Source organism: Paenibacillus sp. sg306046, from assembly GCF_059821225.1.
The window spans coordinates 116,806-143,020 of sequence record NZ_JCAMRT010000012.1 but is presented as its reverse complement, the minus strand read 5'-3'; the positions used below and the strand labels follow the sequence as shown (position 1 = coordinate 143,020).

24 protein-coding genes are annotated in these 26,215 nt (G+C 56.7%); 6 read left to right on the top strand and 18 right to left on the bottom strand.

The window, feature by feature from the left end; genetic code table 11:
- Positions 1-97 precede the first annotated feature (97 nt).
- The 6 genes from AC6ROY_RS14320 to AC6ROY_RS14295 form a co-directional block, all read right to left on the bottom strand.
- The gene (locus AC6ROY_RS14320) at positions 98-2,404 is read right to left on the bottom strand and encodes a helix-turn-helix domain-containing protein (protein WP_500101219.1); all 2,307 of its coding nucleotides are present in this window, start codon (positions 2,402-2,404) and stop codon (positions 98-100) included.
- A 189-nt stretch (positions 2,405-2,593) separates the two neighbouring features.
- Positions 2,594-4,096 carry an extracellular solute-binding protein gene (locus AC6ROY_RS14315; protein WP_500101218.1) on the bottom strand — a complete coding sequence of 501 codons (1,503 nt, stop codon included), beginning with the start codon at positions 4,094-4,096 and terminating at the stop codon, positions 2,594-2,596.
- A 72-nt stretch (positions 4,097-4,168) separates the two neighbouring features.
- The gene (locus AC6ROY_RS14310; RefSeq protein WP_500101217.1) at positions 4,169-5,041 is read right to left on the bottom strand and encodes a carbohydrate ABC transporter permease; all 873 of its coding nucleotides are present in this window, start codon (positions 5,039-5,041) and stop codon (positions 4,169-4,171) included.
- 18 nt (positions 5,042-5,059) lie between these two features.
- On the bottom strand, positions 5,060-6,037 hold the full coding sequence (locus tag AC6ROY_RS14305) for an ABC transporter permease (RefSeq protein WP_500101216.1): 978 nt from the start codon (positions 6,035-6,037) through the stop codon (positions 5,060-5,062).
- A gap of 442 nt (positions 6,038-6,479) precedes the next feature.
- A complete protein-coding gene (locus tag AC6ROY_RS14300) occupies positions 6,480-6,842 on the bottom strand; it encodes a HesB/IscA family protein (protein ID WP_500101215.1) in 363 nt (120 codons plus the stop codon).
- 33 nt (positions 6,843-6,875) lie between these two features.
- A complete protein-coding gene (locus tag AC6ROY_RS14295; protein WP_500101213.1) occupies positions 6,876-7,115 on the bottom strand; it encodes a Spo0E family sporulation regulatory protein-aspartic acid phosphatase in 240 nt (79 codons plus the stop codon).
- Between the two features lie 394 nt (positions 7,116-7,509).
- Between AC6ROY_RS14295 and mqnE the strand changes: the two genes are divergently transcribed.
- Positions 7,510-8,616, top strand: a complete 1,107-nt coding sequence (gene mqnE / locus AC6ROY_RS14290; RefSeq protein ID WP_500101211.1) for an aminofutalosine synthase MqnE — start codon at positions 7,510-7,512, stop codon at positions 8,614-8,616.
- A gap of 33 nt (positions 8,617-8,649) precedes the next feature.
- Positions 8,650-9,714, top strand: coding sequence for an NAD(P)/FAD-dependent oxidoreductase (locus AC6ROY_RS14285; RefSeq protein ID WP_500101210.1), 1,065 nt, complete (start codon positions 8,650-8,652; stop codon positions 9,712-9,714).
- On the opposite strand, the gene AC6ROY_RS14280 is transcribed toward AC6ROY_RS14285, so the two are convergent.
- Positions 9,711-9,971 carry a YuzB family protein gene (locus AC6ROY_RS14280; RefSeq protein ID WP_500101209.1) on the bottom strand — a complete coding sequence of 87 codons (261 nt, stop codon included), beginning with the start codon at positions 9,969-9,971 and terminating at the stop codon, positions 9,711-9,713. The genes AC6ROY_RS14285 and AC6ROY_RS14280 overlap by 4 nt on opposite strands.
- 77 nt (positions 9,972-10,048) lie before the next feature.
- Here AC6ROY_RS14280 and AC6ROY_RS14275 point away from each other — a divergent pair, with 77 nt between their 5' ends.
- Positions 10,049-10,297, top strand: a complete 249-nt coding sequence (locus AC6ROY_RS14275) for a NifU family protein (RefSeq protein WP_010493716.1) — start codon at positions 10,049-10,051, stop codon at positions 10,295-10,297.
- A 166-nt stretch (positions 10,298-10,463) separates the two neighbouring features.
- Here the strand turns inward: AC6ROY_RS14275 and AC6ROY_RS14270 are convergent, their stop codons facing one another.
- The 6 genes from AC6ROY_RS14270 to AC6ROY_RS14245 all read right to left on the bottom strand — a co-directional run bounded on the left by AC6ROY_RS14270 (position 10,464) and on the right by AC6ROY_RS14245 (position 16,114).
- A complete protein-coding gene (locus tag AC6ROY_RS14270; RefSeq protein WP_500101208.1) occupies positions 10,464-11,264 on the bottom strand; it encodes an SDR family oxidoreductase in 801 nt (266 codons plus the stop codon).
- Between the two features lie 60 nt (positions 11,265-11,324).
- Positions 11,325-12,101 (bottom strand): Cthe_2314 family HEPN domain-containing protein, encoded by a 777-nt coding sequence (locus tag AC6ROY_RS14265; protein WP_500101207.1) that lies wholly within the window; start codon positions 12,099-12,101, stop codon positions 11,325-11,327.
- Positions 12,102-12,312: 211 nt separating this feature from the next.
- Positions 12,313-12,750 carry a universal stress protein gene (locus tag AC6ROY_RS14260; RefSeq protein ID WP_500101206.1) on the bottom strand — a complete coding sequence of 146 codons (438 nt, stop codon included), beginning with the start codon at positions 12,748-12,750 and terminating at the stop codon, positions 12,313-12,315.
- Between the two features lie 42 nt (positions 12,751-12,792).
- Positions 12,793-14,553 (bottom strand): UbiD family decarboxylase, encoded by a 1,761-nt coding sequence (locus AC6ROY_RS14255; RefSeq protein WP_500101205.1) that lies wholly within the window; start codon positions 14,551-14,553, stop codon positions 12,793-12,795.
- An 89-nt stretch (positions 14,554-14,642) separates the two neighbouring features.
- Complete coding sequence (locus AC6ROY_RS14250) at positions 14,643-15,587, bottom strand: COX15/CtaA family protein (protein WP_500101203.1); 945 nt, start codon at positions 15,585-15,587, stop codon at positions 14,643-14,645.
- Positions 15,588-15,769: 182 nt separating this feature from the next.
- On the bottom strand, positions 15,770-16,114 hold the full coding sequence (locus AC6ROY_RS14245) for a thioredoxin family protein (RefSeq protein ID WP_500101202.1): 345 nt from the start codon (positions 16,112-16,114) through the stop codon (positions 15,770-15,772).
- A 138-nt stretch (positions 16,115-16,252) separates the two neighbouring features.
- Here AC6ROY_RS14245 and AC6ROY_RS14240 point away from each other — a divergent pair, with 138 nt between their 5' ends.
- Positions 16,253-17,098 carry an SPFH domain-containing protein gene (locus tag AC6ROY_RS14240; protein WP_500101201.1) on the top strand — a complete coding sequence of 282 codons (846 nt, stop codon included), beginning with the start codon at positions 16,253-16,255 and terminating at the stop codon, positions 17,096-17,098.
- 10 nt (positions 17,099-17,108) lie between these two features.
- The gene (locus tag AC6ROY_RS14235) at positions 17,109-17,333 is read left to right on the top strand and encodes a type II toxin-antitoxin system antitoxin (RefSeq protein ID WP_500101200.1); all 225 of its coding nucleotides are present in this window, start codon (positions 17,109-17,111) and stop codon (positions 17,331-17,333) included.
- A gap of 400 nt (positions 17,334-17,733) precedes the next feature.
- On the opposite strand, the gene AC6ROY_RS14230 is transcribed toward AC6ROY_RS14235, so the two are convergent.
- Positions 17,734-19,350 carry a stalk domain-containing protein gene (locus AC6ROY_RS14230; RefSeq protein ID WP_500101199.1) on the bottom strand — a complete coding sequence of 539 codons (1,617 nt, stop codon included), beginning with the start codon at positions 19,348-19,350 and terminating at the stop codon, positions 17,734-17,736.
- Between the two features lie 143 nt (positions 19,351-19,493).
- On the opposite strand from AC6ROY_RS14230, the gene AC6ROY_RS14225 reads away from it, so the two are divergent.
- On the top strand, positions 19,494-20,783 hold the full coding sequence (locus AC6ROY_RS14225; RefSeq protein WP_500101198.1) for a DUF2515 family protein: 1,290 nt from the start codon (positions 19,494-19,496) through the stop codon (positions 20,781-20,783).
- Positions 20,784-20,984: 201 nt separating this feature from the next.
- Here the strand turns inward: AC6ROY_RS14225 and AC6ROY_RS14220 are convergent, their stop codons facing one another.
- From AC6ROY_RS14220 to asnB, 4 genes are all read right to left on the bottom strand, one after another.
- Positions 20,985-22,772: a putative polysaccharide biosynthesis protein gene (locus AC6ROY_RS14220; RefSeq protein ID WP_500101197.1), complete on the bottom strand. Its 1,788-nt coding sequence runs from the start codon at positions 22,770-22,772 to the stop codon at positions 20,985-20,987.
- A gap of 99 nt (positions 22,773-22,871) precedes the next feature.
- The gene (locus AC6ROY_RS14215) at positions 22,872-23,360 is read right to left on the bottom strand and encodes a DUF456 domain-containing protein (protein WP_500101196.1); all 489 of its coding nucleotides are present in this window, start codon (positions 23,358-23,360) and stop codon (positions 22,872-22,874) included.
- Positions 23,361-23,483: 123 nt separating this feature from the next.
- On the bottom strand, positions 23,484-24,227 hold the full coding sequence (locus tag AC6ROY_RS14210; RefSeq protein WP_500101257.1) for a Cof-type HAD-IIB family hydrolase: 744 nt from the start codon (positions 24,225-24,227) through the stop codon (positions 23,484-23,486).
- A 54-nt stretch (positions 24,228-24,281) separates the two neighbouring features.
- Positions 24,282-26,156, bottom strand: a complete 1,875-nt coding sequence (gene asnB, locus AC6ROY_RS14205; RefSeq protein ID WP_500101195.1) for an asparagine synthase (glutamine-hydrolyzing) — start codon at positions 26,154-26,156, stop codon at positions 24,282-24,284.
- Positions 26,157-26,215 lie beyond the last annotated feature (59 nt).

Genomic DNA, 26,215 nt, shown 5'->3' with positions numbered 1-26,215 from the left:
GAAACCGCAGCACTGCTCACCCTTCTGCGATTGGCCCTGTGTGTGCTCCGTTTGCCAACGGCCCCGTCCAACCCCCAAGCTCGTCAGACAAGCGCCGCTACCCTCCCCGCTCCTCACGGTATTGTCCCGGCGTCTGGCCGGTCGCCTTGCGGAAGGCGCGAATGAAGGCGCTCATGTTTTTATACTGCAGCTTCGCGCTGATTTCCGCGATTTTCATAGGTGTCCGCTCCAGCATCTCCATCGCTTGCTTCATCCGGTAATCGGACAAGTAGTCGCTGAACGGCACGCCGACATGCTTCTTGAACACCCGGCTCACGTACACCGGATGGTAGCTCAGCTGGCGCGCGCATGACTCCAGCGAGATGTCCTGGTCATACCCGTCGTGAATCAGCTCCAGCAGCCGGTTCGCCAGATGGCCGACCTGCGACTCCCACTGCTCCTGCAGCAGATCGGATACCGGATGGAACAGATGGTCCCGGAACCAGCGCGTGATCTCCTCGCGCGACTGCAGCTTGAGCAGCTGCTCAACCGGCTTCTCGCCCTGCAGCAAGCTGCCTGCAGCTACGCCCTGCTCCTGCGGCAGCTCCAATACCCGGGACGCCAGCTGCAGCAGCACAATCAGATGCTCGCGCCAGTACGTTTCATTTTCGAACAGCGCGTCCAGCAGCTCCTCCAGCGCGGCGTCCCGCTTGTCGGGCTCGCCGCCCTTCAGATGATGGAGAATCCGGCCCTCCAGCGCCTTCAGATGCGAGAAAACCGCCTTATCCGTCCCCTGCTCCGTCTCCGGCTCCTGATACTGCACAATGATGCCGTCAGCCAGCCCGCTTCGGCGCTTCAGCACCGCCAGGCTTTCACCATACGCCCTCACTGTATCAGCCAGACTCGTGAACGGACGGCTCAAGCCTACGCTCACCTGCAAGCCCAGGTAGCCGTCCACCTGCTGCTGGAGCTGCTCCGCCGTCCCGTACAGCCACTCCCGCCCCGCCTGCTCCTCATCCATCGGCAAAGTCAGCAGCGTAACCTGCGATTGCTCCAGCAGAATCGGGTTGTAGCGGCATTCCGGCGGCAGCAGCTCCCCGACCATATTGTTGATCGCAAACAGCAGCAGCTCCTTGTCCGGCTCGCTGAACCGGGTATGCTGCAGCGAGTCCATCTGGAGCGTCATCACAACCAGCTGCCCATACGGCTGGGCAAAGCCGTACAGCTCGGCCTGCTGCTTGAATTCCTGCCCCTTCATCTGGCCGGTGAACAGCTTCAGCAGCAAAAATTCCTTGAGCTGGCCGGACTGGCCCGCCACCTGCTGCTGGAGCTGGCTGCGCGTCCGGGATAACGAACGCAGGCTCTCCTCAATATACGTCAGCTCATCCGGCCGCTTCCGGGCTTGCGGCGCCGCTTCGTCGCTGAGCTGGCGGCTGAACTCGAACAGGCTGCCGATCGGCTTGTACATGCGGCGGCTGCCGTAATACGCCACCAGCAGCACAACCGCCGTAATCAGCAGGCACGCAATCAGCGTAATCAGACCGATGCTCCGTGTCTGCCGGGTAATTTCCTCAATGGAAGCAACGGACACATACGTCCAGCGGTTGTACCCGGATGAGATGAAGCTTACGATCACCGGCGTATCGCCCAGCTTCGTCCGGAACGAGCCGCGGTTCGCCGCTTCGTCGCCAAGCTGTCCGATAATGCTGCTGTTGATCGCCTCGTACCCCGGCTGGCCTGCGGTCGCGGACAAAAAGTCGCGGCCCTTCTCGTCAATCACATAGCTGGTGCCGAAGCCACTTGATTTGGCAAGCAGCCCTTGAATATCCTTTTTCTGAATCGGTACGATCAGCAGCGCCCGCGGCGGCGAAAGCTGCGGAATAAGCGGAATTTTATGCACGATATGAATCGACGTTGCCGTTTCACCGGCGGAAAGCGGTTCCAAATTACTGTCCGGCAAAGGCTGCGGATCGGTTGCGACAAAAATGCTTTTCGGCTCATGCGCATAACGCCTCAGCAGCGCGGCTTGCGCGAAGTCGCTGGCCCGCGTGAACAAGTCAAAGCTGATCAGCCAATCCTTCTCGACATTGACGAAAAATGCCTGCTTGACCATGACGGACGTCCGCAAGCCTGTCAACGCATTTGTCAGCTCCCGAACCTGCAAAAAATCGTCCTGCGTCAAGCTTTCATTCAGCGCCTTCTTGGCCGTCGGCGAATTGGCCAGCTGCTGCATCGACTTCTCCGTCATCTGCAGCATCTGTTCGACGCGCATCTGGGTTTGCAGCAAAATTTGCAGATTGCTCTCCTGCACCTTCGTCTCCACGTCCCGTGAAGCAATATAATAAGAAATCGCCGCAATCGAAATGACGGGGATCATTCCTACAATCATACTGAAGCTTAGTAAGCGGAGCAGAAACGTACGCATGACGGGCCTCCTTGGTCAACCAAATGCATACCCCAACAGCTGCTGCCGGGGCAGAAGCGAAGAAAAGCCCCCGAAGGAGCCTTCTCCTGGAGTCAGACCGCTTAAGGGTCTGCCCCCAAAGTATCACAATCCTCACGCGCCGTCCATCGCCGATTTGCGGCGGGTTGCCCGTTACTGCTCCGAACAGCTTTATTTTTTCAGCTTCGTATACGCTTCCTGATATTCCTTGATCATTTGCTCGCCGCCGGCCTTCAGCCATTTGTCAACCTCTTGCTGCCAGCCTGCGTCATCAATTTTGCCCATGATATATTTCGTCTGGGAATCGGTAATCATCTGATCCAGCTCAACGCCGCGTTCCGCATACATCGCCGAGCTCAAGGTCAATACCGGATTTGGCACGACGTATTGAATGTTGTCACGCACCATCTTGGTCGCTTTTTCGCCCAGGGCGGTATCCTTGAGCGGCTTCACGTTGTAGCCTTCGATATTAAGCAAATTATCCCGATACGGCTTCACCTCACGCTGGAACAGCGCAAAGTCCTTGTATTCCGTCTTGCCTTCGGCATTCGTCGTAAAATGAGTCCCTTCAATTCCGCGCATCTGCAGCGTCGCCATCGGCTCGTCAAGCAGCTTGTCGAGGAAGGTTAGCACCTGCTTGAGCTCCGCCTCCGTCTTGACTGCCGACTTCGGAATCACCAGGAAGCCGTTATGCCCCGGCTCGCCGGCCAGGCGAATGCCGTTCGGGCCTTCAAACGGAGCAAAGTCAACGACGCCGTTCGGATTCGACTGGGACAAGCGGTCCTGCTGGCTTTTCCCTGCCGCTGCGACCGAGTTGCCGAGCCCGGCGCGGCCGGAATCGAACAATTTAGCGCCCTCGGTGCCATCCAGCACCGCAAAATCCTGGTTGATCAGCTTCTCGGCATACAGCTTGCGGAACAGCTTCAGCGTATCGACATACGGCTTGGTCATAAACTCCGGCTGCAGCTTGCCGTCCACCTCGCCCCAACGGTTCACGCCGCCGTTGCTCACCGCGATCCGGGTCAGCAGCGCAGATGCGCCTTCGGCATACTGCTTCCACAAGACAAGACCGTAGGTATCATCCTTACCGTTTTTGTCCGGGTCGTTTTTAACCATCGCCTTCTGAACCTCATACCAGTCGTCCAGCGTTTTCGGAGGCTTCATGCCGAGCGCATCCAGCCAGTCCTGACGGTACGTAAACGTCGCCCGGGCAATATCGCGGAAGTTCGGGATGCCATATACTTTGCCGTCCACCGAAATATTATCGTAGTGCTGCTTATTTTGCACGCTCAGGTTTTTATAGTCCTTCAGGTAAGGACCAACCTCCCAGAACAGACCCGATTTAATCGAGCTGATCACCGTCGGCACGTAGTTGACCTTCATCACCTTCGGCATTTCATCCGACGCAATCATGACGCTGACCTTCTCATTGAACGCCGAGGACGGAATCCACTGGATATCAAGCTTTGTGTTTGTATACTTCTCGATTTCCTGCTCGATCTTGTTGCCCTTTGTCGGAACTTCCCCGACCTGCGGCATCGCAATCGTAATCGGGAACGGCCCGCTCTGCGGCGCGGCTGCGCCGTCTGTGGATGGAGCCGCTGGCTGCGAGGAGCAGCCGGCCAATACGAGAACAGCGGTCGTCATGGCGATGGAACGTTTTACGTAAGACATAGATAATCCCCCTCTACCTGTATAAGTTGGCATTTGGCAAGCTATGAAGCTATAGGAAGCCTGGCGGGGTGCCTAGCCCTTCACAGAGCCGAGCATCACGCCCTTGGCAAAATGCTTTTGCAAAAACGGATACACGATCAAAATCGGTACGGTAGCAAATACAATCGCGGCCATTCGAATCGTCAGCGGCTGAATTTCCCGCTCATCGAAGGAGGTATCCCCGACACTCGTCTGCGACAGGATGACGATCTCCCGCAGCAGCACCTGAATCGGCCATTTTGCGCCGTCATTAATGTAAAGCACCGCATTGAAAAAGGTATTCCAGTGCGTAACCGCGTAAAACAAACCGAAGGTAGCCATCGCAGGCATGGACAGCGGCAGGACGATCCGGAAAAACACCCCCACATCGCTGCACCCGTCGATTTTGGCCGACTCCTCCAGCCCTTCGGGAATTTGCTGGAAGAAGTTTTTCAGCACGATCAGATTGAAGGCGCTGATCGCGCTCGGAATCATCAGCGACCATAAACTATTGATCATCCCGAGTCCCTTGACGACAAAATAAGTCGGAATCATTCCGCCGCTGAACAGCATCGTAAACAGGACAGCAAGCAGCACGCCCTGGCGGCCTCTGAGCCGCGGCCGCGACAGCGGATAGGCCATCAGCGACGTGAACAGCAAATTAATCATCGTTCCGACCACCGTCACGTAGATGGACACAAACATACTGCGCATCAACGTATCCGTCGAGAAAATATACCGGTAAGCGGACAGCGACCATTCCCGCGGAAACAGGATCAATCCGCCGCGAGCGACCTCTTGCGGGCTTGTAAACGATACGGCCAGCACGTACAGAAACGGCAAAACCGACACCGCCGAGATCAGAACCAGCAGACTGTAATTAATGCCATCAAATAATCGGTTTGATAGGCTTGTGTCTTTAACCATCGGCTTCACTCCTCATGCTTAATACACGCCCTCCTGACCGAACCGCTTGGCCAGCCAGTTCGAGCCCAGCACCAGCACAAGTCCGATCACCGATTTGAACAAGTCGACCGCCGCACTGTAGCTGTATTGTCCTTGCGTCAAGCCTTTCGTATACACGTAAGTGTCGAACACCTCTCCGACCTCGCGATTGGTCGGAGCAAGCATCAGGAAAATTTGCTCGAAGCCTGTGTCGAGAAAATGTCCCAGCCGCAAAATGAGCAAAATAACAATCGTGCTGCGAATCGCCGGCAATGTAATATGCCAAAGCTGGCGCCAGCGCCCCGCCCCGTCAATCCGGGCTGCCTCATACAGCTGCATATCGACGCCGGAAAGCGCTGCGAGGAAAATAATCGTGCCCCAGCCGATTTCCTTCCAAATGGATTGGCTGACGATAATGGTACGGAACCATTCGGGCTCCAGCAAAAACGCGATTTTCTGACCGGTCAGCGCAAAAATGATTTCATTAATTAAACCGTTTTCAGTCGTCAGTAAAATATAGAAGATCCCTACCACGATCACCCAGGATACGAAATGCGGAATGTACACCAGTGTCTGCACAAACCGCTTGAACACCTGCTGCCGTACTTCATTAAGCATCAGTGCGAGCAGGATCGGCGCGGGGAAGAAAAAGACCAGATTGTAGATCGCCAGCAGAAACGTATTGCGGAACAGCAGCCAAAACTGCGGATCCTGGAAAAACCGGTCGAAGTGCTTGAGTCCGACCCATGGGCTGCCCGCATAGCCGAGATGCGGCTTGTAATCCTGAAACGCCATGATGATCCCGTACATCGGAATGTACCTGAAAATGATAAAAAATAAAACTCCCGGAATGATCATGACATAAAGCCATTTGTCTCGCAGCAGATCGGCCGCAAGCGCGCTTCTTCTGCGAATCGTGCTGGCAGGTACGCCTCCAGGTACCAGCGAAGCCGACGTTTGTTTTCTTATCACAGACATTCCTCCTTTCGGCTGTGTGCTGTAGAATGGGTTGCCCTCATCATCGCCGATGAATACGGTTCCAGACTATAGCCAGCAGGCAACTTCATCGCGAGTTACCCGCTCATAGCTACGCAATATGCAGGAGAAAACATCGTTTGGACAGCTTATTCAGCCGAAATTAGCCAAGTTAACGGGGGTTGCAGCCGTTTCGGGGGCTAAAAAGCGAGGTCGTGTTTCAAGAGGGTCTTATCGGTTGCTGTGGATGATGTGGGTAACCGGTCTAACAAACCGGATAACCAAGCCTCGCGGCTGTGGATAGATGTCCGGCCAACGGCGACTTACCCACAGCCCTCCTCGCGCGCGCAAAATAGCCTCCCCGGCATCGAAGCGGACATATCCGCCTGATTGCCGGGAAGGCAGCCGCTCCGCGCTTGCCGCGAGGCCGGTTACTTCCTGCCTATTAATCCTCGCAAGGCTGCGCGAGCACCGCGTCCTCTTCCTTGGTCCGGAACGATTGGCCACAGCCGCAGGATGCGACGGCATTCGGATTCTGGATCGTGAAGCCGCCGCCGATGCCGGTGTCCTGGAAGTCGATCTCGACGCCGTACAAATACTTGGCGCTTTCTTCGTCCACTACAACCTTCAGCCCGTGGATTTCCATCGTTTTGTCGCCTTCCTGCTCGCTGTCATCGAAGCCCATCCCGTAGGAAAAACCGCTGCAGCCGCCTGATTTGACGCCAATGCGCAGGAACAGATTCGATGCTTCCTCCGCCTCCAGCATTTGCTTGATTTTATCGCTAGCCGTTTCGCTGATCGTAATCATAGAAACTCAGCCTCCCTTACACAAAAGTTATTTCTATATAAAAGTATACTCCTTTGCAGGCAACAGCTCAAGCGACTTTGTGCAGCTGACCTGCTTCCTGAGCCTGTCCGTTTCATAAAAACGCAGCAGCAGCCTGTCCAGATGCTGGCTGCACCGATGAACCTCCGGATGCATCAACCCCAGCTCGACGCCTAACTGAACCATCCGTTCGCGGGCCGCTTCGATCTCCAGCGACAATATGAATTGCAGGTCAGCCCATTCCTCTGTCAGCAAGCTCTCCACCCCACCTATCCGACAAGTACCGTCTCACTCCTAACAAAAATGAAGTATACTAGATTTTGCGGTTCTAGCAAATAGACATTCTGCATTTTTGTAAGTTCGTCCATATTTGTTTATGGGTTTTTCAACAATATTTACCATATAAAATATCCGCTTTCACGTTCCGGTCCGCTGTGAGCCCGCATTTGTTCCTATTCCGTATTGCTCCAACCTGACATGAGGTTTATAATAAGGTGTATTGTCTGTGACCAGGTCTATTTGTCCTGCCAAGGCATTGTGTTGCACGGCTTTTTTTCAATATGTCGTTCAGTTTCGATTGTACTAATTTTCACACTTGCGCCCATGAGCAGCTGCCCATGGGCGCCTATCCAGTTACGGAGGTGGATTGATGAGCACCGCGACCAGCAACGATCAACTGCGCATGGCGGCAATCGTCGAGAAGGTGAAGCATGGCGAACGCCTCACGTTGGAGGATGGCGTCTTTCTTTATGAAACCGACGACTTGCTGACCATCGGTCAATTGGCGAATGAAGTCAATTTGCGCAAAAACGGTAAAAAAGTATATTTCGTCGACAACATGAGCCTGTATTTTACCAATGTATGCGAGGAGCATTGTGCATTCTGTCACTTCCGGCGCGACGAGGGGCAGGACGGGGCCTACACGCTGACGCCGGACGAGATGTTTGCCTACATCGACCAGCATTACCATCCAGGGATGCGCGAGTTCCATATTACGGGGGGGCATAACGCCAACGTCCCTTTCCAATACTATGTAGACAGCATCCGCGCACTGAAGCAGCGTTATCCGGAAGTGACGATCAAGGCGCACACCGCGGCGGAAATCGAATTTTTCTCCCGGCTGAGCGGCCTGAGCTACAAGGAAGTGCTGCAAACGCTGATCGAAGCGGGACTCGGCACGATGCCGGGCGGCGGAGCGGAAATTTTATCGGAGCGCTACCGAAAAAAAATGCGGCTGGTAGACAAAGCGTCCACAGACGCCTGGCTGGACGTTCACCGGACTGCGCATCAGCTCGGCATGAAAACCCATGCGACGATGCTGTTCGGCTCCATCGAGACGTACGAGGAGCGCATTCGCCATCTGATGTACTTGCGCGAGCTGCAGGACGAAACCGGCGGGTTCATGGTGTTTATCCCGAACGCGGTTCAGCCTGCGAGCGTGGACGCCAGCATCAAGCGCCGGGTGTCGGCCTACGATAACTTGCGGACGCTGGCAATCAGCCGCCTGATGCTGGACAACATCCAGCACGTGAAGGCGTATTTTATTAATCTGGGCACACAGCTGACCCAGCTCGCCTTTACGTTCGGCGCATCCGATGCCCACGGCACTATCATTCAGGAGCGGATCAGCCACGCGGCGGGCGCAACTTCGCCGGAAGGGCTGACACGGGACGAGCTGGTGTTTCTGATCAAGGGAGCGGGACGTATTCCGGTTGAACGCGATACCTTCTACAACGAAATCAAGGTGTACGAATAACATCATGCAGTGGAGAAAGGGTTTGCCGTTCTTATGAGAAAACTTGTTATTCTAGGCGGCGGGTATGGCGGACTGACCGTTGCCCAGCAGCTGCTTCATGCGGAGCTCCCGCCCGACACGGTCATGATTATGGTGGACCGGATGCCTTATCAGGGGTTGAAAACCGAATATTACGCGCTCGCAGCCGGAACCGTCTCGGATCATGACATCCGCATCCAGTTTCCCGTTGATCCGCGTCTGATTTTGAAGTACGGCGAAGTGAAAAGCGTCGACCCGGACGCCCGGCTTATCCATTTCGAGCAGGATGAGCCGCTGTCCTACGATTGGCTGGTCATTGCGCTCGGCTGTGTGGACAAATACCACGGCATCGTCGGCGCGCAGGAGTTTTCCCAAAGCATCCAGTCGCTCTCCGCTACGCGGCGAACCTATCAGGCGACCAATGATGCCAAGCCTTACGGCCAAATTTCGATTGTCGGCGGCGGTCTCAGCGGAGTCGAAATGGCGGCAGAGCTGCGGGAAAGCCGTCCCGATCTGAATATCCGCATTATCGACCGCGGAACGAGCGTATTGTCTCCGTTCCCCGAAAAGGTGCAGCGGTTCGTCCGCGAATGGATGCTGGAGCATGACATTGAGCTGCGGACGCATGTCGCGCTGTCGCAGCTGGAGCAAGGCGTGCTGCACAACGGCAGCGAGCTGATCTACTCGGATGTAACGATCTGGACGGCCGGTATCCAACCAAGCCCGATCGTACAAAACCTGAACCTGCCCAAGGACGCGCAAGGGCGGCTGCTGATTAACGAGTACCACCAGCTCCCCGATTATACCAATGTGTATATTGTGGGCGACTGTGCGTCGCTCCCCTTCTCGCCAAGCGGCCAAGCCGCCGAAGCTCAGGGGGAGCAAGTAGCCGATGTGCTGAAGGCGATCTGGAAAAACGAAACCCCCAAGCTCGGCAAAATCAAGCTCAAGGGCGTGCTTGGTTCACTGGGCAAAAAATCAGGCTTCGGCATGATGGGCAAACGGACCGTCATGACCGGAATGATGCCGCGGGCGCTCAAGAGCGGCGTGCTCTGGATGTCCAAACGCCACTTCGGCTAATCGGCGTCACTCAGGAGATCGAACATGTCTTCGATCTCTTTGATTTTGCCAAAAACGGCTTGCTCCAGCGCTTCCGCCGATTCGGCTGCGACGATTTCCCCGTTGACGAGTGCAAACGCCGCCAGGTAACATTCGCCGCAGTTGCCCAGACAGCCGTACTCCAGCACATCGTAGTCCGGGCTGGCTTCCAGCTCGCGCATCAGCTTATCTGTGCCGTGATGCATGTTGCTGGCGCAAAATTCGATAATAGGTCTCACGGACGATTGCCCCTTTCCAGCCATTTTAATTTTCTGACGATTGTACTATAATAAGGAGTAGAAGGGAGATGAAGCACATGAGCGAAAATACGCAACAAAGCACGATGTATGATGAGGTGCTTGAAGTTCTAGATAAGCTTCGTCCATTCCTGCAGCGCGACGGCGGTGACGTTGAGCTGGTGGACGTCGAAGACGGCATCGTCAAGCTGAGATTGATGGGTGCTTGTGGCAGCTGCCCAAGCTCCACAATTACGTTGAAGGCCGGCATCGAGCGCGCGCTGCTCGAAGAGGTCGAGGGCGTTCAGGAAGTCATGCAAGTATTTTAATGCTTGCGGGAAGAGCCGACCGGCGACGGTCGGCTTTTTTGTATGCTCCGAATTGTTTAAGCCTGTACGCCTTGATACCGTTCAAGCGTGGGGGCTAGCTGTCGTACTTGAGTCGTACTTGAGTCTCGTATCCGCTCACTCGTCGCCTCACAAAATCCCCGCGGCCTTACTCTGCGCCGCTGCGCACCGTTCCGCCGCCGATGATCGTGCGGATCGGATCGAGACCACCGGACACGTCCATGATATTGCCTGTCAGGAAATCAGACCGATCCTCGCATAGAAATGCGATGACACGGGCGATATCTTCGCCGGCTCCCGGCCGACCGCGCGGAGACTCCTCGTCCTGCAGATGCTGCACCTCGGCAATAAGCCGTTCCTTGTTCGCCCCGCGTATGTCGCCGGGACATATCATATTGACGGTGATGCCGCCTCCCGCTTCCTCGACCGCCAACGTTTTCGTGAAGGAAACAAGTCCGACCTTGGCAGCTGCATAAACCGCCCGGTGCGGCCAACCTCTTGCCTCTGCCGCATGGCCGAAGCCAAAATGAATAATGCGGCCCCACTGCCGCTCACGCATCAGCGGAATGACAAGATGGTCCAGATGCATAACTCCAAGCAAATTGCCCTGCATCAATCCTTCTATTTCGGAAGCCTCATATTCCCTGAACAACCGGCGCTCGCGGATAAACGGACCGGCGTTATTAATTAAGACGTCGATCGTGCCGAAACGGCTGACCGCCTCCGCCACCAGCCGCTCGCGGTCGGCTGACCGTGAAATATCCGCCTGAATCGCCCAGCAGGCCGCACCGATCTGTTGAATCTGCTCGCACAATGCCTTGGCTTCGGCTTCGCTGTGTACATAATTAATGATAATATCGAAGCCGCGCTCTGCAAGGACAAGCGCCGTCATCTTGCCGAGTCCTTTGGCGCTGCCGGTAATGAGCGCGACCTTCCGTTGCTGCTTCATGCCCATTCCCCCTGCTGGCTTAATCTACCTTCTCCAGTATAGTGGATGCTGAAGCCCGATTCAACGGCGACGCGGCCTGCTGTTGGCTGTGCCGCCTGTACGCTGCGATCCGCGGCTGGGTGCTGCAGCGCGAGACGGCGGGTGCTTGGCGCTGTATCGAAACGCGACCGTAATAATCCGCAGCGCCATCTCGCAGCCGGCATCGAGGTCGGCCAGATTGCTGTCGATTTCCTCCGCTTCCGGTCGAATCTGCTCGCCGGGCTTGCTTTCCCGCGCCCGGATCAGGTCGTCCAGCAGGTCGGCGTCAATCGTATGAATTTCCATATTGCGCTGATTGCGCAGGCGCGCGACCGGCTCCTTATACGTCATTTTCAGATCGTACAGCATCTGCTCCAGCTCCGTGTGCAGGTTGTTTTGGTGCATATTCCGCAGCACGGTAAAGTAGGAAAACCGCGACTTGATTCGCTCCGTTTGCAGCGCAAACCGTTCATTCAGAAATTGCCCCAGCTTGTCCAGGATGGAAAACAGCCGGATCAGCGCGTTTTTATAATAATATAAATGCCGATGGTACTGCTCGCGCTCATCCGGCGGCATCCGGTCCACAACCATCGTATCAACAAGCTCGCCGTACCGCTTGGCCGCATATTGGCTTTGCTCCAGTTCGTCAATGGAACGCAGAAAGCTGCGGCTCCAGATCGCAAAGCGCTGCTCCTGTGTCGTCTGCCGCTCCTTCGGGATAAGCGTAAGCGCATGCATATAACGCCGGATCGCCTGATTCGCTTCCCGCAGCAGTCCCTCCTCTTTCCTCGGAGGTTCGTTGAATAATGCTCGTAACATATCGCACGCTCCATTCTCGCCTTATGCCGGGGTCTTCTGCTAGTATACCCCATGCATGCCGGGAACACTATGCCTGCCTTGCCCGGCCGCGGTTGCTCGCAAGCCAAGCCATCGTAAACGAAAGAACGAAAGGACCTTAGCGACCGCCGGCTCGCGGAGCATAAGGTCCTGCATGTTCATGAAGCGATGGCATTGGCATTCAAGGCTTGCCCTATTTGACCACTAGCACCGGAATCGGCGCATGCTGCACCACATTATGGCTGACGCTGCCGAGTACAAATTCACTTAATCCGCTCAGTCCCCGGCTGCCGATCACAATGACGTCCGAGCCTGCCTTCGCGGCATGCTCCAGAATGACTTTGGCCGGAGAGCCCTGCAGCGTGACGACCTCGACATGCGCTGCGCCGGAGCGGCTTGCATGAACCTTGGCGCGCTCCTCCAGCGCCTGGCTGTACTCGACCTCTTCCTTCTCCATCAAAGGCGGAGCGGCTACAAACGAATCGCCGACGACCAGCATCGGCCAGTTAAATACGTGCACCACCTGCAGCTTCGCCTCCGGACTCAGCGCGGCCAGTCTGGCCCCCGCCTCCAAGGCGCGCTCCGAAATTTCCGAACCATCGTACGCTACCAAAATGTTCGTGTACAGCATGCGGATTCCTCCCTTGATGTGCGATGTGCAATATGGATAGCCTTACGCAAAATATTCCTTCCAACGCGAATCGACCAGCTCCACGATGTCTTCCCGCGGGAACAGCTCGTCCGGATACCCCGGCTTCATCCGCGCATCAATGACGATCGGTACGCGGTATCCGATATGGTGGCGCTTGAGCTCGGCATCGGCATACATATCGGCCGCAGGGTTGAAGCGGGTGAATACGGTCCATAAAAAGGAGGTTTGTCCGGCGGCAATGGCCGTATCGTCTGCAAGAACAACAAGCGGCCAGTCGGCTAACTGTTCTCCTGCATCCCGGACAAGTCGGGCTCCCAGCTCCGGATCTTCGCTGAAGCTTGCGCCCGCGACAACGAGACAGCCGCGGCAGTACGGCGCGGCGCTGTGGATGCCGGGAAGCTGGCCGCTTTCATAGCTCGAAGGCAGCTTGCGTTTCGGCTCGCCGACGCCGAGCAGCACGGCCTTGCTGCCGTGGTTAAGCCGGTCTCCGGTGTAATCCAGCGTATCATGCGACGTCTTGTTGAAAATAAATAAATCCTGCTGCGGATCAAATCGCTCCAGCACCGTCTCCAGCAGCTGCGGGAAGTTGCTCAGCTCGACCGGCTGGTTGGTTACGATCAGAAACTTGGTCAATGTCAGCTGCCCTTCGCCAAGAATGCGGAAGGCGGTGGACAGCGCCTCGCGGCTGTAGCTTTCCCGCACGACAGCGGCCGCAAGCGGATGCACGCCCGTCTCCGCATACGCCCACAGCTCCTTGACGCCCGGCATCGCCATCGGGAAGGCCGGAGCAAGCAGCCGCTGCAAATATTCGCCCAGATAGTAGTCCTCCTGGCGCGGCTTGCCGACAATTGTCGCCGGGTAGATCGCATCCTTGCGATGCCACACATGGTCAACCTCGAACACAGGAAAATCATGAATCAGCGAGTAATAGCCAAAGTGATCGCCGAACGGGCCTTCCGGGCGGCGCACATGCGGCGGCACCTTGCCGCTGATCGCAAATTCCGCCTCGGCAATGAGCCGGTGACCGCCGCGCGGGTTTTCCACCAGCGGCAGCTTCTGGCCAAGCATCAGCGAGGTAAGCATCAGCTCAGGCAAATGCTCGGGCACCGGAGCAATCGCTGAAGCAATTAGCGCCGGCGGACCGCCCAGAAATACGGTCACCGGAAACGCCTCGTTGCGCAGCTCCGCTTCATGGTAGTGGAAGCCGCCGCCTTTATGAATTTGCCAATGCATCCCCGTCGTCTGCGCATCGTATACTTGCATCCGGTACATGCCAAGGTTATGGTGCTTCGTTTCCGGATGCTCGGTATACACAAGCGGCAGCGTCACGAACGGACCGCCGTCCTCCTGCCAGGACGTGATGACCGGCAACCCGGCAAGCGGCGCGTCTGCCTTGCACATCTGGAGTAAAGGCGCCGCATCCTGGCCGACCTGCTTCGTGCCGACCTTGAGCAGATCAAACAGCAGCTGACGCTGCTCCCAGATCGCCTTGGGCGTCGGCGGCAGCAGCGTATCCATCGCGCCGACGATTTGCTTCATCAGCTGCTCCGGCTTGGGGCCGAAAGCCAGATTAACGCGCCGCGCCGTCCCGAACAAATTCGTAACGACCGGGAAGGAAGCCCCTTTTACATTCGTAAACAGCAGCGCCGGTCCTTCCGCCTCGATGACGCGACGGTGAATTTCAGCAAGCTCCAGATTCGGGTCAACCGGCGCGGAAATGACCTGCAGTTCCTTTTCCTGTCGCAGCGCCTCCAGAAAAGTGCGTAAATTGGCAAACCTCATAGCTATGACATGCCCCCTGTATTCAAATTAAACCGTTTATCGTTCAAGAAGTCAGGTAAGTCCTTAATCCTTTAGATGGAGAACAAGGCCTACGGCAGCCTGTTTGCTCCGTAAGCCTTGACTTGCTGTCCGGCCGTATGCAGGGAAGCAATCGCTACATAACAAAGTAGACCGAATAAACATGAGATGAGCACCGCATGCAGCAAACTCGCCAGCAAATAAATATCGTAGCCGATCGCCAGCGTTACGAACCCGCCGCTCAAAATTTGCAGCAGTACAAGAATAAACGACATGCGGACAGTCCGGTACACCGCGCTGTCACGGCTAGCTTGTCCACGCACAAGCACAAACAAAATCAGCAGCGACACACCAAGCAAAGCCGCAGCGACACGGTGAATAAAAGCGACCGTTGTCGGCCCGGTCAGCTCGGGAATGACCTGGCCGTTGCACAACGGCCACCCGATACAGCCGCCCATCGCCTCGGTATGACGGACGAACGCGCCCAAATATACGACCACATAGCTGTAAACCCAAATTCCCCAGATCAACTGCCGGACGCCGCGAGTCAGCCGGGTGCCGTCGCCTCGATACATCGCGTCCCCGTAACGGGTAAAGACAAGATAAAGCAGCAGCGTAAACGCAAACGACATCAGCGAAAATCCGAAGTGCAGCGCGAGAATCGCCGACGATTGCGGCCACACAACAGCCATTGCGCCCAGCGCGGCCTGCAGCAGCGTGAAAAACATCGCGCCGCCGACATACCATTTCGCATCCTTCCGTCGGCTATACATGAAAACCAAAATCGTCGTTGCCAGCAAAATCAGGCCGACAACGCCCACAACAAAGCGGTGACTGTATTCAATCATTGATTCAATCGTATAAGCAGGTACAAATCTGCCATTGCACAGCGGCCAGTCATCCCCGCAGCCCCGGCCCGACTCCGTCTTGGTCACAAGCGCGCCCATCACGAGAATCAAAAACATGCCGAGCATGCTGGCAAGCGAGAGATTTTTCATTCTGCGTTCCATAGTCATCCGCTTCCCATCTGTTTTTTCGATTAAACGAACGTTCTTCTCATATTATAACGATTAATATAGGTCAATTCCATTCGGAATTGTTACAAAGCCATGAAAGAAGAAGCCCCGCCGCGCCTGATGCAGCTCGACTGGACTTCTCCCTGGTGCAGCTATGGTCCGGAGCTGTGGCTCCGTTCGTCTTACGAATTGACGGCGGCGGCTACCTCAACCGCACGGTCGAGAAATTGCTCGATCTCGTCTCTCGTCTTGCGCAGCTTGCTGACGAAGCGCACAAGCTCCTGGCCGTTGCGGAAGGCAATAAAGCTTGGAATTCCCAAAATGTTCAGCTCGCTGCACAGATCGGGAAGATCGTCGCGGTCGATATGAATAAGCCGCAGTCTGTCCTCGTACGCCGCTTCAATTTCCGGCATAAACGGATCAATGAAATGGCAATCCTTGCACCAGGTCGTCTTGAATACCGCTACAGTCAGCTTGTCATCTGCCACAATTTCCTTGAATCGCTGATCCGTTTTCACTTGTTCCATGAAGATCACCTCTTTCCCACTTATAACACCCCGATTTAGGGATGTCAATGATGAGCGAAATTGGTGATTTACAGTAATTCCTAAAAGTGATATCATAAAAATATCAAAATAATATGTAACCCAAAGGAGTGTCCTGACATGCAAGAAAAGAACCCTTGGATATGGAATGGTTTTATCGGTTTGCTAGTCCTCGTCCTCGTTGATGCTGTGGGCGTTTGGCTGCTCGTGCAGACGGAATCGCCGGTTATCGCTGTCGTTTTGATTCTTTTGAATGTGACCTTGTTGTCCGGTTTGACGATTGTGCAGCCTAATCAGGCGATGGTCATCACCTTCTTCGGCAGCTATGTCGGAACGCTTCGCAAAAGCGGAATCTGGATGACGGTTCCCTTCTCTTCCCGGAAGAAGGTGTCGCTGCGGGTCCGCAACTTCAACAGCGCCAAGCTCAAGGTCAATGATATTGACGGCAATCCGATCGAAATCGCAGCCGTTATTGTGTTCCGGGTCGTTGACTCGGCTAAAGCAACCTTCGATGTGGACAATTACGAGCAATTCGTGGAAATTCAAAGCGAAACCGCACTCCGGCACGTCGCAGGCAAATACCCGTACGATTCGTTCGAGGAAGGCGGCTACTCGCTGCGCGGCAATTCGGATGAGGTAGCGGCCCAGCTTTCCCGCGAGCTTCAGGAGCGGCTGTCGGTCGCAGGCGTTGAAGTGATGGAGGCGCGGCTTACCCACCTCGCCTACTCGACGGAAATCGCCAGCGCCATGCTGCAGCGGCAGCAGGCGACCGCCATCATCGCCGCCCGCACCAAAATCGTCGAGGGCGCCGTCGGCATGGTCCAGCTGGCGATCTCCCAACTGCAGGAGGAGGGCGTTATTGAGCTGGATGAGGAACGCAAGGCTGCGATGATCAATAACTTGCTGGTGGCGATTGTGTCGGATCGCTCGGCCAGTCCTGTGATCAATGCAGGAACGCTGTATTAGGTAACCGCCCATGGCTGGCAAAAAAAACTTCGCGCTGCGGCTGGACCCGAAGCTCTACGAGGCGCTCGAACGATGGGCGGCCGATGATTTCCGCAGCGTGAACAGCCATATCGAATATTTGCTGCGGGAGGCCGCAGCCCGCGCCGGTCGGCTCGGACCGCCTCGCCCCTCCTCCCGCGACCTGGACTCCGAGCCGCCCGGCCCGGCAAGCGACGGAGCCAAAGACAACGAGTAGATCGTTTTAAAAGCTCGGATGTGGTGTCTGGCATCTAAAATGACCTCTCTAAACGATGTTTCAACCAAGTGAATTTACGAAACGACTACTGGACCGGCTTCCTTACCGACGCAGCGCTGCTGAGACCCGCCCGGCACAGACCATTGCACCTGTCGCTTTGCAAAAGCAAGCCCCGAACGAGCCAGCTCAGCTGGACAGCCGTTCGGGGCTTGCTTGTTGTGCATTGTGACTGTGCATCCTCCCTCCGGATCGTCAGTGCATGAAGAGGGCTGAGACGCAGCCTCTGTCCGTTCAGCTACTGCCAGCAGGCATAACAACGCGGCCGCAGGGATAATCTAACAAAGGGCCCGGAACGCTTGCGCGCCCCGGGCCCTGTTTCATACCTTAGTTGACATGATGATTAATCGCGAGTAATATCTACCGTTTGCGTTTCCTGTGTCCAGGAAACCTTCGCCTTCATGCTTTCAGCTACGAAGCGAACCGGAACGTACGTGTTGCCGTCAACCAGCGTTGCAGCCTGCTCCAGCTCGAAGGCTTGACCATTTACCGTCGCCTGCTTACTGTCTAGCGTCAAAATCGCTACATTGCCTGTCAGCGGGTCCGTAATGTGTACTTGCTTGGTTGCTGCGTCCCACTTCACTTCAGCGTCAAGCTGCTCGGTAGCGAAGCGCACAGGTACCATGACGGTGCCATCCTGGTTATACGGCTGCGGCAGGAAGCTCCATGTTTCTGCGCCAGCTTCCGGAATTTGCATGCTGATCGCTTTTTTCGTGATCTTCAGCTCATTCTTCAGCAGCTTATACAGCTCGGATTGCGGGTCAAGCGAGCCGACCAACCTGCTTGCGGTCAATCGGCCGGAATCGCCCAGCCAGTTGATGACGCCGCCGGAGACGTCCACTTTATCCATGGTGACCGGCTTATTGATGTCCCACATGTCGCTGGTTGCCGTAACCTTGAGCGACTTCAGACCATGCTGCTCAGAGTTCGGGAACTGCAGCTGCAGCTCTGCAGACGATTTGCGGGCGAAATGATCTTTGTCCAGATAAATGTCCATGCTGAGCGACTGCTTGTCATTCAGCACATCGTTAAGCGAGCTGCCGTCAGCGCCTGGAGCCGACATCGTTTCGATCGTTTTGTCATAATCGGCGAGCAGCGTCTGGATTTGCGTCTTGAGGAACGTATGGATAAATTCAACGGCCAGCGTCTTGTTTTCCAGGAATGGCGTAATCTGATCCCTCGTCATGCCGCCTGCTCCCTCCGGCTGGGACGCCTGCGCCGCCTTCATGCCTTCCTTGATAAACGGCACGTACAAATCGTAAAGAACCGCGATAAATTCCTTAAAGCCCTGCTCGTCCTTGATTACATTTTCGAGGAAGCCCTTCACCAAGCCGGTCAGCTCGCTGCCCTTCAGCTCCATATGCAGCTTGTCGGTTGCGACGGATTCACCGTTAACCGTAATTGTGGCCGTTTCGGCGGAGATGACCCTCGGATTCGGGAAGTTATTCGTGAAGAAGCCAACGAGCTTCGGCATTGAATCAACAGCCTTCAATTGCAGGTCCTTAATCTGCGTCTGCAGCTCTGCGGTCAGCATGGAGCCCATCAACGGGTTATTTAACGGAGCCGCCGTTTGGATCACAATCGGTTTTTTCGCACCCTCGATCTTGATCACATACTCCAGATCGGTAATCGACATATGGAACGGAATCTTTACGGCTCCATAGCTGATTGTTCCTTTGGCCGACGCCTTCATCATACTTTCCTGCTTGGCATCGGTAATGTCGATTTTAACCAGCTTGAGCAGATCCATCACGTTCTTCTGCTCAGCGGTCAACGCGGCCGCCGGGTCCTGCGCCAGCTCCACCGTAATACTCGAAGTGGATTGCGACGACTTGATCGCATACATATTCGATATCGCTTTATTCACATCTACGTTCCCGACAGGCACACAGCCTGCCAATCCAACTGCCAGCGCTGACGCCATAAGGCCAGCCTTGAGATTCCAACTTCTTTTCTTCATATCCTACCTCCTGAATAAGGTTATGTAAGCATGAGTCCCGCTTGTTATATACGCAGCAGGACGGTAAAATGTTTCACTTATTCCGGAAATTCAGGAAACATTCGTTGATTAATCTTCTAAATTTTCACACAGGAAGTGACGTTATGAAACACGAGCCTGCTTCAGCTTCCGCTTGGCAGAGCGCCGCAGTCGCGGCGGGAAAGCTTGTCCGACGGGTCGGCGACTGCGTCCAGCGCTTGCTTCACGCCCCGATACGCCTAGCCGCCCGGCTGACCTCTTCGTCTGCCGGAGCGGCCATCACGGTCGATGCGGCTGACCGGCGAAAACTGGCGGCACATTGCCGCTGGAAGCTCGCTCTGGCCCCACACGGGCCTTCAGGAGCTGCCGCCCGGAAGCCGCTCGGCTGGGAGGAGCGCTCTCTGCTGGCACGCCTCATCGCGGAACGCGACGCCAGCAACCGCAACAACCTGACCCGCACCGCTACCTATTTGCGGGTGTACCGCGACCGCCCCGAGCTGCACTGGGCGCTGCTTGCGCATCTCGTCTCGCGTAACGGCGGCTGGAGTATGACGGATCTGCGCGGTGAATTTGTGCCGCTGCTGCTGAACCGCGAGCAGCGCGCATGGGTGTTCGGCTTTCTGGAACGGGCGAATGCGCTGATTTTCCGGGACGCTTACCCGCAGCTGCTGTTGTATGAAGCGAGCCTGCTGGCGCGCCGTCCGCTGTTTCATCTGCTGCCTGAGCTGGGCGTGTCCGCCTTGATGCGGCCGCTGTGGGAGCAATTCTGGGAAACGCGCAGCTCCTCACTGTTAACGATCGGGCTCATTATCAATGAGCAGCATTACATTGAAGAACGTGTCGTGCGCAACCCCGCCTACCGGCAGCAGGTTGTCGACACGCTGTTTTTCCAGCTTCAATCGCTGCTGCAGCTGAACCAGGTGGTGTTTCCTTACTTGTGCGACGGCGAGTGGCGGCTGGCCGGACTTGCTGTGGAAAGCTTCAGCAGTCTCAACGAGCGAATCGGCGTCGGCAAGCAGCTGTACGCGATGCTGTTTGCCGTCCCCGACGTACACGCCGGCGCGGTCCGCTTCGCCTACACCCGGCGTCATACCGGCTCCCGCGCCGACTATTGGCCGCAGCTGTTTGCGCCGGTACGCGAGGGGCCTCCGCCGCGGCGCGGGCAGCTTCGCGAAAAGCTGGACGGCCTCCGGCTGCAGCCCGGAGCCGCGCGGCTGTTCAGTCCGGCGCTGACCGCAGTCTGGCCGGACCGTCCGGTCGCCCCGCCAGAGCCGGGCGACTGGTTCCGGGACTTGTCCGCGCTGAAGGATCTTGGCGACATCCCGCCTCCGGCCGCCTATGACCTCACCGACGCTTACGGCCGCGGCTTGAAAAGGATCGAGCTGGCCGCGCTGGCCGGCGAGCTGTTTGTGTAGCCGGGAACGGGGCAGAGACACGGCGTCATCGGCAGCCGTATAGGAAGAAAACCTCTGGTGAGAACTTCTGACGGGATGAGATGTTTAGAAAAGCGGCAGATACCGGTACTATAGCAAAAATCCGGGCCGGAGCCTCACTAAGCTCCAATCCGGATTTTTGCTGTACGGGAGGACTGACCTGGCCCGCGTTATCGCTGCAGCTTACGATTTCGACGAAGGCAGCCTGGACAGCAGCGGCTTTAGCAATTTGCGCAGCGGACCCGGCAAGCTGTTCAAGTCCTTCAGCGTCATCACGCGCGTCGCAAACAACAGCACGACATACAACATGCCGACCGCGCCGCAGACGACAACCGCCTGCACAAAAGCATTGGCCCGAACGGCCGCAAACGGCTGGATATACGCCTCGGCCGCCGTATCCAGCAGCAGTCCTCCAGCCGCCACAAGCGCTGTCGCCACGGCAAGTCCCAGCCAGCGGCGTGCTGCAAAGATGCGGAAGGGCACAGCCCGGTGCAGCACCTGTAAATTAATGAAAGCCATTAAAATAAAACATAACGCGGTGGCCGCGATAATGCCATAAATCCCCCACACTGGGGCCAGCACAAAGCTCAGCGCCAGCTTGGCCGCAATGCCGACCACGACGCCAAGCACCAGCGGCCGCATCCGTCCCATCCCCATCAGCACGGCGCCTGAGGTTTGCATCATGATCTGGAAAATGGCCGAAACGGTCAGCGCCGCGATCATCGGTCCCGCATGTTGGGCGACAATCGCTGACTCCGTCGCATTGCCGAAAATAAACGCGTTAAGCGGCGTTGCGCCAAGCGCAATGACGAGCACCATCGGCAGCCCGGAGAGCAGCGAAAGCTGCAGCACCTTCGACGTCTGCGCCGATACCTGCTTCATATCACCCTGCGAAAAAGCGCCGGAAATAATCGGCACGATGGACTGGCTGAGCGCCACGGCCAAAATAATCGGAATACCGGCCAGCGACTGCGCCCGGCCTGTCAAAATCCCCAGCAGCTCACGCGCCCCTTGCTCCCCGGCCTGATCCTTGAGCAGCAAAGTCACAATCGAGGAGTCGATCGTGTAGATCAGCGTTACGGTCATCGAGAAAATGACGATCGGCACGGACAGCCGGAACAGCTGCGCATAAATCGCACGGAAGCTCAGCGGCGCGGCGGTCGGCAAAGCCGGGCGGCCGGCAGCTCCCGCCGCCGGCGTACTACCAGGCTGTCCATTAGCGGAACGTCCCTGCGCCGCGGCTGCCGGCCGCGAGCCAACAGGCGGCTCCGCTGCAGCGTCCATCCCGGCCGCTGCTCCGTGCGCCGCGGCGCTGCGCTCGCTCCGGTCACGCCGCCGCAGACGCAGCGTGTAATACAGCATCACGACGGCCGCAGCCACGCTGCCCATCACGCCGCCGAAGGAAGCGCCAGCCACCGCCACATCCAGGCTGTGGCTGAGCAGCAAATACGCGAGCGCCACCGAGGTCGCGACGCGGAAAATTTGCTCGATGATCTGGGAGATTCCGCCCGGCATCATCATTCGCCGACCCTGGAAATACCCCCGCATGATCGCGATCAGCGGGAACAGCAGCAGCGCAGGCGCAATCGCCTGAATCGGCAGCGTCGCCTGCGGGTTCAAAATGCTGTGCGCAAAATAAGGCGCGCCCGCAAACATAACCGCTGTCATCACGACGCCGGCGACAACGGCAAACAGCAGGGCGGCCCGGTAAATCCGGTCCGCCTCCTCATGCCGTCCGAGCGCCGTCCGCTCGGAGATCATTTTGCTCAGCGCGCTCGGAATGCCCGCTGTAGCCACCACCAGCAGCACGGAGTACAGATTAAAGGCGATACCGTACGCCGCCATCCCGATATCTCCGAGCAAATAAACGAGCGGGATGCGCTGTACGATGCCAAGCGCCCGTGCCACAAGCGCCGCCAGCGTCAAAATTAGCGTTCCCTTTACTAATGAATCTCTGGAATCCTTCGCCAAGCCTAGTCCCTTCTTCCTGATCCGTTCCTTGTCCGCTGTACGACTCCGGCAGGAAGGCGCACGATGCGGCCTGCATGATGACAAGCCTTGTGAAACACGTTATGTATAACGTACAACCCAGATGATAAACAGCACAATCATGAGCCCCTGCAAAATAACCTTGATAACGAGACCGGAAAAAAATCCGACCAGCGCCCCAAGTCCGGCGCGCAGCGATTGGCGTATCGGCGTGCCGACCACCAGCTCGCCCGCTACCGCACCGAGAAATGGCCCAGCGATAAGCCCGACAACCGGGATGACAAACGGCCCAATGATCAGTCCGATCGTACTGCCGATCACAGAGGCCCGATTGCCGCCGAACTTTTTCACCCCGAGGGCGCTGACTAAATAATCGGCGATCATCAGCACCGCGACCAGCGTTGTTTGCAGCAGCCAAAACCAGACGCCGAACGGCTCAAAGCCGATCATCCAGCCATAGACAAAGAAAGCGGCGTAAATTGCCAGCGCTCCCGGCAGCACCGGGTACACGGCTCCCGCCATGCCAACCAGAAATAATACGATGATGATGACCCAAGCGGTAATAATCAACCCGGCTCCTCCTCTTTGCTCACACCGTCCGGCCCCATCTGCGCGCAGCCGAGTTCTCCAACAACACCGGCCTCGCCAGCAGCATCAGCACCAGCGTCACCTTCGCCCCCGACTTAACCCCGCTTACGCAAGCGCATGCTCGCGAATAATTTTGGCGACCCCATGCTCTTCATTCGACAATGTGACTACATCAGCCAATTCCTTCACTTCGTCCTGGGCATTGCCCATCGCCACGCCAAGTCCGGCTTCCCGAATCATCGCAATGTCATTTTGACTGTCGCCCATTGCGATCACCTCGGACATCCCGAAGCCATACAGCTCGCACAGCGTCTGCAGCCCGGTCGCCTTGTTGACGCCGCGCGGGTTCATCTCGATATTACATGGATGCGAATTCGTAATTTCATACAAGCCGGTGCGCTCCAATTGCTCGCGCATCGCCTGCAGCGCCTCCAGATTTTCGGTATAATAGCCGAACTTCAGCCATTCCCGATCCTCCAGCTTGCCGACATTCACCCATGTTTCCTTATTGAAAATGCCGCTGACGGAATACGCCCAAAACCACGGATCGTACTGCAGCGCCAGCTCGTGCATCTGACGGATTTGCTCCGCCTGCAGCGTGTGCCGCTCCATCAGCTCGTCAGGCGTCCGCCACACCTCGCCGCCGTTAACCGTCACAAGCGGCGAATGCAAGCCAAGCTCGACCGCATACGGCAGCGCATTTTGAATGCCGCGTCCCGTAGCGAAGACAACCTTGATGCCTGCATCCTCCGCAGCCAGCAGAGCTGCGCGGTTTTCAGCCGAGATCGTTTTGTCTTCCGTCAGCAGCGTTCCATCCATATCTAGCGCGATCAACCGGTAACGTCCCATTGCAAGCATCAGCTCTCTTTCTTGTGGCGTATTGTTTCAAACCATAGCCTGCTATTAAACGTGGGCCAGCGCACGAACCTTTTCTTCCTTCAAATACGTCGAATGCCACAAGGCAAACATATAAACCGTCCAGATGCGACGGGCGTAGTCGCCCTTCCCGCTCCGGTGACCGTCCAGCATCGCCCGCACCGCATCCATCCGGATAAAGTCCTCGATGCCGCTACCCTCGATCTGCTCCAAAATGTCGGTCCCCCGCTGCCCCTTCATCCAGTCGCGCATCGGCACCGGAAAGCCCAGCTTCGGACGGTTCAGGATAAAGTCGGGAATGACGCCTTCCATCGCCTTGCGGAATATATACTTGGTTGTGCCTTCCGCGATCCGGTGCTTGACCGGAATCCGTCTGGCGACCTCGTACAGCTCGACATCCAGAAACGGCACCCGCAGCTCAATGGAATGCGCCATCGTCATTTTGTCCGCCTTCATCAATATGTCGCCGGGCATCCACAGATTCATATCAATATATTGCATCCGTGATACCGGGTCCAGGTGCCGGCTGCGGTCATAAAACGTCTTCGCAATTTGCAGCGGATTCCGGTAGGAGCGCAGCAGCTCGCGGTCCGCGTTCAGCAGCTCGGCTTTCATCTCTTCCGTGAAAATTTTGGCATTGCCGAGGAAACGCTCCTCCAGCGGCGTCGTGCCGCGCAGCACATAGTTGCGCCCCTTGAATCCGGCAGGCAGCAGCCGGGCCAGCGCATGCATCATCCGCTTGACGCCATGCGGCAGTCGGTCGAGCGGCGCGAGCGCCTGCGGCTCGCAATAGATCCGGTAACCGCCAAACAGCTCGTCGGCTCCTTCACCCGACAACACCACGGTCACCTCGCGGCTTGCAAGCTGGGCGACATGGTACAAGGCAATCGCCGACGGATCGGCGACCGGCTCATCCTGATGCCACACAGCGCGCGGCAGCGTGGCGAAGTAGTCCTGCTCCGTAATGATCTTCTCGTGATGCTCCGTATCAAGCGCCTGCGCAGTCTGCCGCGCAATGACCGTTTCGTTGCTCGCGCCCTCGAAGCCAACCGAAAACGTCCGGATCGGTTCGATGGAACGCATCAGACTGGCGATTGCCGTGGAATCAATGCCGCTCGACAGAAAGCAGCCCCGCTCCACATCGCTTTGCATATGATGAATGACCGAATCGCGCAGCGTAGACCGGATTTGCTCGATGCCATCCTCCAGCTTCATGCCCTCGTCGGGCTGCAGCATCGGGTCCCAATATTTCTTAATGGACATCTGTCCATCATAGCTGACCGTTACCGTATGCCCCGGCGGCAGCTTGTGCACGCCGCGGAACATCGTATCCGGCTCCGGCACGTACTGGAAGGTCAAATAGTTAAGCAAGCTTTCGCGCTGTACCTCGCGTGTCAGTCCGGCGGCCAGCAAGCTTTTGATCTCCGAGCCGAACAGAAACTTGCCGCCGTCCTTGTAATAATAAAACGGCTTGATGCCAAACTGGTCGCGTGCGCCAAACAGCTTGCGCTGACGCTTGTCCCAGATGACAAAGCCAAACATCCCGCGCAGTTGCTCCACACAGGCTTCGCCGAATTCCTCATACAGATGGACAATGACCTCCGTATCGGTATGGGTCTTGAATACATGCCCCTTGCCCTGCAGCATGTCACGTAAATACTTATAGTTATAAATCTCGCCGTTAAACGCAATCCAGACCGTATCGTCTTCATTGGCCAGCGGCTGATGTCCTTCCTTAATATCAATAATCGACAGGCGCCGGAAGCCCAAACCGATCCGGTTATCGCTCCAAAATCCGATGTCATTAGGCCCGCGATGTACGATGCAATCTGTCATGCTCGTCAGCAGCTCCCGGGACGGCTCCCGATCTTCAAAATACATCACGCCCGTAATCCCGCACATAACTGGTAATCCCCCTCTTACCGCGTCGCTAACGCGAATCAATCGTTGATACATCAGTA